The 11,834-nt window shown below is 50.4% G+C and carries 10 protein-coding genes; 2 read left to right on the top strand and 8 right to left on the bottom strand.

What is annotated here, in order from left to right:
* The first annotated feature begins 214 nt into the window (after window positions 1–214).
* Window positions 215–1,468 carry an ATP-binding protein gene (locus tag ACQKPA_RS17460; protein ID WP_427493846.1) on the top strand — a complete coding sequence of 418 codons (1,254 nt, stop codon included), beginning with the start codon at window positions 215–217 and terminating at the stop codon, window positions 1,466–1,468.
* A 68-nt stretch (window positions 1,469–1,536) separates the two neighbouring features.
* On the opposite strand, the gene ACQKPA_RS17455 is transcribed toward ACQKPA_RS17460, so the two are convergent.
* Together ACQKPA_RS17455 and ACQKPA_RS17450 are read right to left on the bottom strand one after the other, a co-directional pair.
* Window positions 1,537–1,881 (bottom strand): hypothetical protein, encoded by a 345-nt coding sequence (locus tag ACQKPA_RS17455; protein WP_427493845.1) that lies wholly within the window; start codon window positions 1,879–1,881, stop codon window positions 1,537–1,539.
* A gap of 174 nt (window positions 1,882–2,055) precedes the next feature.
* Window positions 2,056–3,354: an alpha-glucosidase/alpha-galactosidase gene (locus tag ACQKPA_RS17450; protein WP_113056501.1), complete on the bottom strand. Its 1,299-nt coding sequence runs from the start codon at window positions 3,352–3,354 to the stop codon at window positions 2,056–2,058.
* A 191-nt stretch (window positions 3,355–3,545) separates the two neighbouring features.
* Here ACQKPA_RS17450 and ACQKPA_RS17445 point away from each other — a divergent pair, with 191 nt between their 5' ends.
* Window positions 3,546–4,430 (top strand): AraC family transcriptional regulator, encoded by an 885-nt coding sequence (locus ACQKPA_RS17445; protein ID WP_427493844.1) that lies wholly within the window; start codon window positions 3,546–3,548, stop codon window positions 4,428–4,430.
* A 93-nt stretch (window positions 4,431–4,523) separates the two neighbouring features.
* Here ACQKPA_RS17445 and pepT read toward each other — a convergent pair whose 3' ends face one another.
* The 6 genes from pepT to ACQKPA_RS17415 form a co-directional block, all read right to left on the bottom strand.
* Entirely contained in the window at window positions 4,524–5,756 is a 1,233-nt protein-coding gene (pepT, locus tag ACQKPA_RS17440) for a peptidase T (protein WP_427493843.1), read from the bottom strand.
* Between the two features lie 266 nt (window positions 5,757–6,022).
* A complete protein-coding gene (locus ACQKPA_RS17435; RefSeq protein ID WP_427493842.1) occupies window positions 6,023–6,730 on the bottom strand; it encodes an MBL fold metallo-hydrolase in 708 nt (235 codons plus the stop codon).
* Entirely contained in the window at window positions 6,727–6,852 is a 126-nt protein-coding gene (locus tag ACQKPA_RS17430; protein ID WP_427493841.1) for a hypothetical protein, read from the bottom strand. Before ACQKPA_RS17430 ends, ACQKPA_RS17435 begins: the two co-directional genes overlap by 4 nt.
* Window positions 6,853–6,925: 73 nt before the next feature.
* Entirely contained in the window at window positions 6,926–9,292 is a 2,367-nt protein-coding gene (locus ACQKPA_RS17425) for a glycoside hydrolase domain-containing protein (RefSeq protein ID WP_427493840.1), read from the bottom strand.
* Window positions 9,293–9,303: 11 nt separating this feature from the next.
* On the bottom strand, window positions 9,304–10,905 hold the full coding sequence (locus tag ACQKPA_RS17420; RefSeq protein ID WP_427493839.1) for an extracellular solute-binding protein: 1,602 nt from the start codon (window positions 10,903–10,905) through the stop codon (window positions 9,304–9,306).
* 53 nt (window positions 10,906–10,958) lie between these two features.
* Complete coding sequence (locus ACQKPA_RS17415; RefSeq protein ID WP_427494001.1) at window positions 10,959–11,816, bottom strand: carbohydrate ABC transporter permease; 858 nt, start codon at window positions 11,814–11,816, stop codon at window positions 10,959–10,961.
* Between the last annotated feature and the right edge of the window lie 18 nt (window positions 11,817–11,834).

The following is an 11,834-nucleotide window of genomic DNA, read 5'->3' as shown; positions in this document are numbered from 1 at the left end:
GTTCTCACTTAAGTGCTGAGTATCCGGGACAAACACGGTTGTATGCAAGCGCTTTCTTGATAGATTTATATGTTCCTCCACTCCATCTGAGTACGAATAAATTTTGTTATTTTTATTCAAGCCTCAAGGATTTTTCCAATTGACGTCGAACTTGAATGGACAAGGTAATCTAGCGGACGATCCGATACTCTTCAAAGGGGTGGGCCTACTGCCTGTGATTAAAGATGTTTTGCTGCAGTTGTTGTTTGCATTGATGCCTTTTGTCGCATACAACATCTATTACAGAAAACTGACAGTCAACTATTCCCGTAATTTCATCATTGTCATTTGTTCGCTGTGCATGCTGCTGTCCATGACCTTTGCTTCGTCCGTTCAAAGCGGGCTGATCTTTGACGTGCGGTATGTCATTATGTTCTTCGGCATGCTGTTCGGAGGGTTCCTAACTGGGGCAATCCTGCTCGTGGAATTTCTAATTTACAGGTTGTACATTGGCGGATCCGGCATGACCGACGCCATTATTATCTTGATCTTTACGTTCCCGCTGTCCGTTCTGCTGTCATTCCTGTATCACCGAAGCAAACACAAATTATGGATCATTTTTATAGCCGGCATCAGCTTCTCTGTCCTTCCGCTCCTGCTGCTCTATATAACCAAACCCGATTACATCATGAATTACTTTCTTTTTAATATTTTAGCCATGCCTGTTCATAACTCGCTCGGAATATGGCTTCTCGTTACCCTGTTTAACAAATCCGTATCCGACAAAGAGCTTTATCTGCGGTATATCCAGAATGAGAAAGCCGAAGCCGTCAATCATGTCGCCGCATCCCTTGCCCATGAGGTCCGCAATCCGCTGACCACCGTTCTTGGATTCCTGCAATTGATTAAGAGCGGTACGTTCCCTCAGGAAAAAACCGAACGTTTTCTGGAAATCAGCATGGAGGAAATTCGCCGAACCGAGCAAATCTTGTCCGAATATCTCTCGATCAGCAAACCACACTTGCCGTTTCAGCAAAGAATCGAGCTCTCGGCCCAGATCAAGTCTGTCGTCGAGCTCATGATTTCATATGCTAATATGAGCAACGTGACCCTTAGCGCTGATTGCCCTCAGCTCCCCATCTACATTTTAGGCAGTCCGGCGGAGCTCAAGCAGCTGTTGGTCAACTTTATTAAGAATGCGATTGAGGCCAGTAAAGACGTCGACAGAGGCACGGTCCACATCACCATCTATGAAGAAGCAGAACAGGTATCCATCGAAATCAAGGATAACGGGATCGGCATGACGCCCGAGCAATTGAGCCGTCTCGGTTCGATCTACTATTCCACTAAAATGAGCGGCACCGGACTTGGTCTCACCTTCTCCTATCAAGCCATCCGCGCCATGAATGGAAGTGTCTCGGTTCGGAGCTCGCCACGATCCGGAACGGTGTTTCTCATCACGCTCCCGCACGCCAATATAAATCCATAGGTAATTTCCGCACGCAATCCGTTAACGATAAAGAGAGACGCCGCTGTAGTTACCAGAGCGTCTCTCTTTTATGGATCCAGTAATAATATTTCTTTTGCTGCAAAACTTCTGTGGTTTTTGCTTATATTCAACGGCTTTCTTAATGTGATCCGAATAAGATCGCCGTCCTTTAGTTCTTCCAGCTTGATCGTACCTCCTCCACTTTCCTTGAGGGAAGTTGCTTCGGTGACCAGCGCCTCACAGTGGTACCCCTCATCCGTGTGGTTCTTCCGGTTACGGTTCACTTCGTCGGAGCAGTCCACGGCAATCCTGTCGTCTTCCAGCGAATAAACTGCGGACTCAAACACCGTTACATCCCCGGCACATCCGGTCGTAAGCAGCAACAGCAAGCCAATGAATAGCTTCAGCTTCATTCCGCCCCTCCTTATACCTCTCCTTATAACTACTTACATATAGGGCAGAGAAAGTCAAAACCGGGTTATCATTAGGTTTAGTGTAACATCGGTTAGTCAAGTGCGCCTCAAAAAAAAGCAAGGAGCAGGAAATTCTTCCTGCTCCTTGCGTTACAATCGTTCATTCATTCGGCATTATTGGTATTTAGGGAGCCAGTCTCCATGCGCCTCAATCAGGTCGTCGCACAGACTCTTGATGTCATCGATGGACAACTCGGCAGCCGTATGCGGGTCGAGCATCGCCGCATGATAGATATGCTCCTTCTTGCCGGTTGCTGCCGCTTCCAGCGTCAGCAGCTGGGTATTGATATTGGTGCGGTTCAGCGCGGCACATTGCGGAGGCAGATCGCCGACATAGGTCGGGGTTACGCCGCTGGCATCGACCAGACACGGAACCTCAACGCAAGCTTCCTTCGGGAGGTTCGTGATCAGTCCCGTATTCATCACATTGCCGCCGATTTTGAACGGAACATTGGTCTCGATCGCTTCCAAAATGTAGGAAGCATATTCATGGGAGCGGTTGTGCTTCAGATCCTGGTTGTTGACCAGATCCTCGCGCATCGCCTTCCATCCCTCGATTTGGTTCACACAGCGACGTGGATATTCATCCAGCGGGATATTAAAGCGCTCAATAAGCTCCGGATAGTTACGCTTGATGAAATATGGATGGTACTCGGCGTTATGCTCGGACGACTCCGTAATGTAGTAACCGAAGTTCAGCATCATCTCGAGACGAACCATATCATGATGCTTCTCCTTCTGCTTCTCGGCCGCGCGCTTCTTGATTTCCGGATACAGGTCTACGCCATCCTTCGTTACCTCAAGCAGCCATGCCATATGGTTAATGCCGGCGATTTTGGCCTGCACGCCTTCCTTGTCCATCCCCAGATTATCGAACAGATGCGGAATGCAAGCCTGTACGCTGTGGCACAGACCTACCGTTTGTACGCCGCCCAGCGTGTTCATGGCATTGGTCAGCACCGCCATCGGGTTCGTATAGTTCAAGAACAGCGCCTGTGGACAAACTTCCCGCATATCGGCCGCAAAATCCAGCATGACCGGGATGGTGCGGAGATTACGGAAAATCCCGCCGATTCCCACGGTATCCGCAATCGTCTGTCTGAGTCCATACTTCTTCGGAATTTCAAAATCCGTAATCGTACACGGATCGTATCCTCCGACCTGGATGGCATTGATAACATATTTTGCTCCGCGAAGAGCTTCCTTGCGGTCACTGTATGATTTGACGACACAGGTGCTGCCGCTGGTCTTCTTTATATTATTCAGCATGTTCTCCGAATCTTTCAAACGGATCGGGTCAATATCATACAAAGCAAGTTCAAATCCCTGCAAAGCCGGGGTCTGCATGCAATCCCCCAGGACATTCTTGGCAAATACGGTACTTCCTGCTCCGATAAATGTAATCTTAGACATCAATTAATTCCCTCCCTAAACTCCATGAATTAATACGCTTTTACAAGACTAACTATATGATAATCGGTCTTTTTTGAATATGGAGCAAAACAAGTGCGATATGGACATTTGTTGTTTCATTGAGTAAGCTAGCCCTAACTCAACATCCACTTTATCGATTGATCTCGCACACGTTTAAGGGGGGATAGCGCATGTCCATTTTGCCAGACCATACGCTCTACACGATTGGTATGAATCCTTCACCGGGTGGTCACGACCTGAACATCCTGTTCAGCGGTGAGGGAACTCCCATACCACGCCACAAAATCGGTCCGATCATTCATGATTACTGCCTCATTCACACCGTCTTGACAGGCCAAGGCATCTTCGAATGTGCCGGCATCGTACATCATTGCCAGGCAGGCGATACCTTCGTGATCCTTCCCGGTGTTCTTTTCAGCTATGAAGCCGATGATCGGAACCCCTGGCACTATAACTGGGTTGCATTACAAGAAAAAGGCACCAAGATGCTGCTGGCCGACATGGGTGTTACGCCGGCTAAACCGATTATCCACTGCACGGATGAAGCTGAGCTAAGGGCGCTGATCGACATGTACCGTCATCTCCGTCTGGGCTTTAACCAATCGGATCACCCCTGGCTTGAGGATCTTCAGGCTTCCGGGTGGCTCCGATTACTGCTCCATAAGCTGGCGATGTTAAACCGCGAGCATCTTCCGTCCAACTCCAATGACGTGCCTGATATCGAGCGAGGGGTAAGGCAGACGGAGAGATGGATCTCGACCCAGTATCATCAACAGCTCTCCATTGATCAGATGGCCAAGACGCTTGGCTATCACCGGGCACATCTGTCCAAAATGTTCAAACAGCATACAGGCATGTCCCCCATGCAATATCTCATGAAGGTACGTATCGAGAAAGCCAAGTCGCTCATGAAATCGTCCTTCTCCATTCATGAGATTGCTTCCTCTGTCGGTTTCAATGATGCACTCTATTTCTCCAAGCAGTTTCGCAAATGGACAGGCATGACCCCAAGCGAGTATAAATACAGCCTGGAGAAAGGCTCTAATAAAGCATGATCTAACAGTCAAGATACCTAATGCGGGTCGAACCAGAGCACACGAAAAAGCTGCCGGCATTCCTGCCGGCAGCTTTTTTTGAAAAGATTTGACTTAAGCTCGCTCCTCATACAGCTGCACGATTTCAATAATCGTTTGAACGGCCAGTACCATATTGTCCGCGGATACATACTCATACCGCCCGTGGTAGTTCTCCCCGCCCGTAAAAATATTGGGTGTTGGCAGGCCCATGTACGACAATTGAGAACCGTCGGTGCCACCGCGGATCGGTTCGATGATCGGCTTGATTCCCAGCTTCTCCATTGCTGTCTGGGCGATGTCGACCACTACTTTGACCGGCTCGATTTTTTCACGCATATTGTAATACTGATCTTTCATCTGGAGGATGATCCGCTCGGCTCCATACTTGTTTTGAAGCTCCTCCACAATGGAGGCCAGCTTGGCCTTTCTTCCTTCGAAAAGCTCCCGGTCATGGTCGCGGATAATATAACGAAGCTCGGTCAGCTCTACATCACCCTCGATGGAAGTGAGATGATAGAAGCCTTCATAACCTTCGGTATGTTCAGGCGCTTCTTCCGCGGGGAGCATGCTGTTCAGCTCCATGGCAATTTTCGCCGCGTTGCCCATTTTGCCCTTGGCCGTTCCGGGATGGACATTCTTCCCTTTGCAAGTGACCAGCGCCGCTGCCGCATTAAAACTTTCGTATTGAAGCTCCCCGAGCGGTCCGCCATCCATCGTATATGCGTATTTGGCCCCAAAGGCTTCCACGTCGAACTTGTGCGGTCCTCTCCCGATCTCCTCGTCCGGCGTAAAAGCAACCCGGATTTTACCGTGCTTCAGTTCCGGGTGTTGGATCAAATAAGCCATCGCCGTCATAATCTCGGCAATTCCCGCTTTATCATCAGCTCCAAGCAAGGTGGTGCCATCCGTTGTAACGAGTGTATGTCCCTTGTAGCCATTCAGCTCCGGAAAATCCTGCGGGGAGAGCACCACATTCTGCGCTCTGTTCAGAATGATGTCCTGTCCGTCATATTGTTCGACGATCTGCGGTTTGACACCGGCACCCGTAAAATCGGTAGCCGTATCGATATGTGCCAAAAAGCCGATGGTCGGGATCTGTTTATCCGAGTTTGCCGGAAGTGTGGCCATCACATAGCCATTCTCATCCATCGTTACGCCCTGCATGCCGATTTCCTTCAGCTCGTCCACCAGCAGCTGACCCAGTGTCAGCTGTCCCGGTGTCGAAGGGCAGGTATTGCTGTTCTCGTCTGACTGTGTATCCACTTGTGCATAGGTAATGAGTCTGTCGATTACTTCTTTTTTCATAAATTCTCAACTCCTATCATGTCTTTTTCCGATTTTACACCGCCATATCGTAGCATATGGACTTGCTGCGGATGGGATGTACGGCTCTTTGTATTCTATACCGATAATCTTCACTATACGTGTCCTGCTAGCAAGGCATCCTTCCTTAATCATCCATCATTATATCCAGTCGCCGCCGCCCAGGTCAATTTCACGAAAAGAACAAGAAAGACGGTATCTGCAGATACCGTCTTTCGTTTAGAATATGTTAGAAACGCCTGCCCTCCCTATTGATCAGGAAGGATATGAACCGTCAGTCCATCGAAAGCACACTGTGCGCCGAACTGACCGACCTCTTCCGCCAATTCATGATGCGGACCAACGGATTGATGGGAAAAATGAGTCGCAATGAGCTGCGTCTGATCGGTGATGGCCCCGATGCTCTTCAGCCGCTCCACCATTCGGCCAAAGTCCGATTGATTTAGGTGCTCTTTGCCGGGAGGACGGTTCCAGATCGTCCCTTCCAGGACAACGGCGTCAAAACGGTGTCCCTTCAGCGATTCCCATACGGCTTCTTCATAATACCCGCTATCCGATGCATATAGCAGCGAAGCCTTCCCATCTTCGATCAGATAATTCATCGCATCTCCGATCCGCAAATGATGGCAAGCGGCAATCGCCGTAATCGAATATTCCTTCAGCCGAACCGTTTGCCCCGGATGAATAAGATGTCTTTGAATCCCCGCCACCTGGTCATGCCCTCCGGAGTTTTCCCATTTCGTCCAAACGGAAGGTCCTGCAAGCATCGTCAGCTCCGGCAGCTCGGTTGCCAAACGAAATGCTTTGCCCCGCAGTACCAGATTAACGGAATCGAAATGATCGAGATGGCTGTGGGTGATCAATAAGCAGTCCAGGTCGCGCAGTGAAATGCCCAGCCCGGCACAGGAAGCGAAAATATCCGGCCCCAAATCGATGAGCAGATTGTCATTGATCAAGACGCTCTGCCGTCTCCGGTTGTTACGTCCGCCGGTTTCCCTGGCATTCTCGCACGTCCGGCAGTCACAGAACGGGGAAGGATTCCTTCCACAGCCCCCGTCCCCAGAAAAGTCAGCTTCATCCTTTCCCCTCTTTTTATCAAAATGGAGTTGCTAGGGACTGACCCGATTGTTTTCGTGCCAGCCACACCTGCCTCACGGTGTCATTGGATCCTGAGGCGCGGCGGAAGTGAACCGGAAGTTGTCAAAATACAAGGTTATCGGTTCCGACTGGCGCCACATCCAAAGCTCAATGCCTTTGATCCGGCTGAGGTCCAAATTCACCTGCCGAAGCGGAATGCGGACGGTTTCGCCGCTGCCTGCACGAATATACTGCATGAAGGTATCATCGCTTTTCCCGTCCAGCTGATGGAACTTGACATAGAATTGGACCGTCTCGCCAGGATTGAACACGTCGAACTCCAGCGTCTCGAATGCCGACCAATCGCTGCTCTTGAATCCTTTCCCTGCGTCAAACAACCGCAAATTCGGAAAATTCACGTTTGCCGGGAACACAGCCTTCATGGAGTAGGTCCCCTCGGTGACATTCACATTGGCGAGATCGGTATCCACCGTCTGGGATGTGAAGCGGTTGATCGCTTCTTCGGTTTCGGCATCGTTTAAAGCGACCGTATACGGAGCATTGGTTTCATATACGACAAGGGTCCGTTTCACGGTTTTGGATGATCCGTCCTTACTCACGACGATATCCAGCTCGTGGGCTCCAGGGTCCAGGCTTAGCACTAGCGAAAATTGATCGTGCTTCTCTCCCTCAGCGGTTTTCGGCGCTTGAAGTCCGTTCACCGTAACCTTCGAGCCTTTCTCCGCATAGATCGAAACCTCACGGCTTCCGTCCGCTTCACTGCCGACCGTAACCAATACCGGCGCCCCCTCCGAAGCGGTAACGATCTCCTGAGCGATCTCGCTTCGTACCTGCATCACCTTCTCGGGATTCTCTTCGAAGGTTTTGATGTTCTCATACAATCGGTCATAGAATGGACGCATCGCATCCCGATAAGGGAAGGATTCTACTACGCCCAGCCTAGAGGCCGCTTCGCGCAGTTTCTGTTCATACAGCCACAGATACTCGTAATCCTCCATGCTCTCACGGAGAACCTCCAGACGGATCGTTCCAATCGGGCCATCGACGCCTACTTCCGTTCCAGGATAAAATAAATATCCATCGCCGTTCGCCCCCGGGAATGCCAGCGGATCGGTCCATACATCACGGCTCACGTATTTTTTCTGTGCGGCATCATACTTCTGGAACTGGGTCGTTGCCCAATATAACGTGCCCTCTACGCCATGATCGCGCTGCATCCAGGTTAACAGCCGCGTTCCGACCAAGTCGTCATCCAGATGATAAGATGGAAACGGATGCTTCGGCTTCACATAGGTGTACCACCAGACCGAATCGCCGGCGGCCTGCCGTTCCTTGGTGAAAGCCTTGTCGAACTTTTCAATATCCGCCACCCAAATATCCACATCCCCGATTAACTCATCGACCGGCTGGATTGTAACCAGATGCGGAACATCGGGAGCCGCCTGTTCGAGAGTTTCATTGATCTGCTTCACACGGGCATATTTATCTCGATTCGGTTCATCGATCTCAGACACATAATAATACGCTTTGGACAGCAAGCCTGCCTCCCTTAAACGATCCACCAGCTGCTTGTTCCGCTGTATATCCGGCTGGCCGTCAGCTGTCCGATAATACGGCAAGCGGTAGGCGGATATTCTCGGATCGTTTACATACTTTGGCGCTCGTTCAACGTAGCTGTCGATGTCGGAGTCCGGAATCGGCAAGTATCCCGGCGTCAGGCGATGCTCAACGGATGCGTAGTAATACTTCTCGATGTACTTCCATGCCTCCTCGCCCACGACATTGCCGTGAGCCTCCTGAACCGGTCCACCCCAGACCCCGAAATTGGTTTTGGCATGGCTCTCATCGGTAAGCTCGAAATCCCATACGGTGAGTTCGATCGGGATTCGGACCGGATTTCCTGTCTCATGCAGCGTCAATTCTCCAGTATACGTACCTGGATGCTGTCCTTTAGGCACATAGATTTTGAACCAGATCCCTTGATTATGTCCTTCCGCAACTTCCAACTGCTCACTTAAAGGGATCAAGGCATCCGGATACCAGCCTTTCGGATAGGCCGGCGTTGTGGAAGTCTTTACTTCAATGTAATGCTGTTTGAACAATTGAATATGCTCTTTGCCGATTTTGGCGCTTCCATCCGTAAGCTTCAGATCGCTCATGGATACCTGCAGCTTGCGTAAAGCTTGATTGGCCTTCACGATGACCTGGCCGCTCTCATATTCGTTGCGTGCGGCTCCGATCCGAATGATGGAATTCGGCCTGCCCGGAAAAGCTTGATCCCGCATCACCTTCTCCGTATTGGTCGGTACCCAAATATCGAACAGAGCACCCTGGCTAGCCGCGGCTGAACCGGGCAGTAAAGACGTCAACAGCAGCATCACCGTCAGCAGAGACAAGCAAGCCTTTTTCCACATCATCATGCCCTCCCTCCTTATTCGGCCTTGTACCGGTCATACGCGGCTGTGTAGATTTCAAGATACTGAGACAATCCCATTTTCTCAATGGTGCTTACATATTTATCCCATTCGCTGAACGGTACATCACCTACAACAAATTTGGCCCTCATTTCATCGACATACTTATTGATGTCCGTATGAAGCGGCGTAAATTGGGTAAGCTCCTCCTGGGTATACGTAAACTGAGGCCATACCTCCTCCGGCCACTGGCCTTCGACTTTCGCCGCGGCTGCGATGCTTTGCTCGCTCGCTTCACCGCCCTTGAAGGTTTTGTCCGTTAGCATCGCCGGGTAGAACCCGCCTGCCCACGACACGAATTTCGATTGCTCCTTCAGCGCTTCCTCGGTATATTCAATCGAACCGTCAGGGTTCTCTACATAACTGACATCCTTCACGCCCATGAAGAACAGCTTGCTGCCCTCCTCGCTGTAGAAGTGATCGATCCAGCGTACCGTCGCTTCCGGATGCTGATTTTTATCGGTGATGACAAAAGCTCCGATATCGATCAGCGGAGAACGCGCTCTTGAGAAAATCTGGTCGCCATAAGGTCCTTTAAGCGTTGGAGCCCCTACAAAATGCTCGATCGTTACGCCGCCAATCGCATGCGGACTGTTCGTTTCCGCGGAACCGACAAGCCCTTCATCCATAAGCGCATTCACCTGGGGACCTTCGATGGTCATAATATCCTGAACCATGAGGCCTTCCTTGTACAATTTGTTCAAGTATTCCAGCACTTCTTTATATCTTGGGTCCGTCGGGATAAACCGGAGCTTACCGGACTGCGGATCCATATCCACCCGCCCATGGATATTTCCCCGGTTTCCTAGACCCCACGCTCCCTTCAGTTCATCAAGCAAGGATCCGATGCCGCTGGCGGCATACGGAATTTCATCCGCTTTGCCATTCTTGTTCGGGTCCTGGGTCTTGACCGCCTTCAAGTATTCATAATATTCGTCCGTCGTTTCAGGCTCCTTCATGCCGAGCGAGTCAAGAAACGCTTGGTTGTACCACAGCTTCGTTCCAATAAGCACCGATTTGAAGTTCGGGTCATAGAACGTCGGGAAGGAATAGATGTTGCCATCGGGCATCGTCAATCCTTTCTTGACCTCTGGATGCTCCTCCAGAAGCTTCTTGAAGTTAGGTGCATACTGGTCGATCAAATCATTAAGCGGAATAAAAATGCCCTGGCCTCCAAAGTTCATCAAATCATTCGGAGACAACCGCGCAGTGTGGAAGGCATCTGGATAATCGCCGCCGGACAGCACCAGGTTCCGCTTCTCCGCCAGACTCTCTTCAGGCGTCAGTTGAAAATCGACTTCGATGTTCGTCTGCTTGGCATATTCCTTCCATACCTGGAGCGCGTTCCAATCCGCAGGAGCCGAAGCGGCTTTACCTGCGAAGAACGTAAGCTTGATGGGCTCCTCCACGATCGGAAATCCTGTGGGGTTTACAGCCGTTTCCTGCTTGGGCTGCTCCTCCGCCGCCGGCTTTCCTCCGCTGCCGCAGGCAGTTGCAAGGCTTGCGGTCAACACGCCTGTAAGCAGGATTGAAGCGAATCGCTTGAAATGATTCCTCATCTTTTCTCAGACCTCCACTTTTCAAAAATATATTGCGAAACAAGAGCCGTTTTCTAACCCTTGAGAGCGCCGATCATCATACCCTTGACAAAATACTTTTGAAGGAACGGATACAGCAGCAGCACAGGCAAATTGGCCACAATGACGATGGCGTATTTAATCGCCTCGGCCTCCATCAGATGCTTCTGTACCGATAAATCCATGCTTCCGGCCATCTGATCCACTTGGGATTTGATCAGGATTTCCCTCAGGAACAGCTGCAGCGGGTATTTATCCCGATCATTCAGATAGATGAGTGCGTTGAAATAGGAATTCCAGTGCCCCACGCTGTAAAACAAAATCATAACCGCGATGATCGGCATGGAGAGAGGGAGCACGATTCTCCACAGCGTCTGCATATTGGAGCAGCCGTCAATCGAGGCCGACTCCTGAATCTCATTCGGAATGGAGGTTTGGAAGAAGGTCCGCATGATGATAATGTTCCAAACCGATACCGCGCCCGGAATGACCAGCGCCCACATCGTATTGATCATCCCAAGATTTTTCACGAGCAAATACGTTGGGATGAGGCCTCCGCTGAAAAACATCGTGAATACGATATAAGCCGTGATGACATTCCGACCCGCGAAGTCTTTGCGTGATAACGGATAGGCTGCAAATATGGTCATGACCAGATTGATTGCGGTCCCCACAAGCGTGTACAGAAGCGTGTTCGCATAGCCGGTCCATATTTCCTTGTTCGCAAATACCAGCTCGTAGCCGATAAAGGACAAATCCTTCGGAAACAGCCACATTTCTCCTCTCGATACGGTGAGCGGATCGCTGATCGAGGCGCTGACGACAAAAATCAGCGGATACAGCACAAGCAGCAGGATAATAGAAAGCAATATATAAATAACCATGAGTGTCATACGATCCTGGACGGATTC

Origin of the sequence: Paenibacillus sp. NPDC093718 (genome assembly GCF_050279985.1) — a bacterium.
Taxonomy (GTDB): Bacteria; Bacillota; Bacilli; order Paenibacillales; family Paenibacillaceae; genus Paenibacillus_AQ.
Note: the sequence above shows the minus strand (reverse complement) of the source record. Positions and strands in the feature narration are given on the sequence as shown.

Bases quoted from the DNA above. Each gene is read 5' to 3' on its own strand.
- ACQKPA_RS17425 (WP_427493840.1), bottom strand. From the start codon at position 9,292: ATGATGATGTGGAAAAAGGCTTGCTTGTCTCTGCTGACGGTGATGCTG.
- ACQKPA_RS17445 (WP_427493844.1), top strand. From the start codon at position 3,546: ATGTCCATTTTGCCAGACCATACGCTCTACACGATTGGTATGAATCCT.
- ACQKPA_RS17455 (WP_427493845.1), bottom strand. From the start codon at position 1,881: ATGAAGCTGAAGCTATTCATTGGCTTGCTGTTGCTGCTTACGACCGGA.
- pepT (WP_427493843.1), bottom strand. From the start codon at position 5,756: ATGAAAAAAGAAGTAATCGACAGACTCATTACCTATGCACAAGTGGAT.
- ACQKPA_RS17430 (WP_427493841.1), bottom strand. From the start codon at position 6,852: ATGAAGCTGACTTTTCTGGGGACGGGGGCTGTGGAAGGAATCCTTCCC.
- ACQKPA_RS17415 (WP_427494001.1), bottom strand. From the start codon at position 11,816: ATGACACTCATGGTTATTTATATATTGCTTTCTATTATCCTGCTGCTT.
- ACQKPA_RS17450 (WP_113056501.1), bottom strand. From the start codon at position 3,354: ATGTCTAAGATTACATTTATCGGAGCAGGAAGTACCGTATTTGCCAAG.
- ACQKPA_RS17420 (WP_427493839.1), bottom strand. From the start codon at position 10,905: ATGAGGAATCATTTCAAGCGATTCGCTTCAATCCTGCTTACAGGCGTG.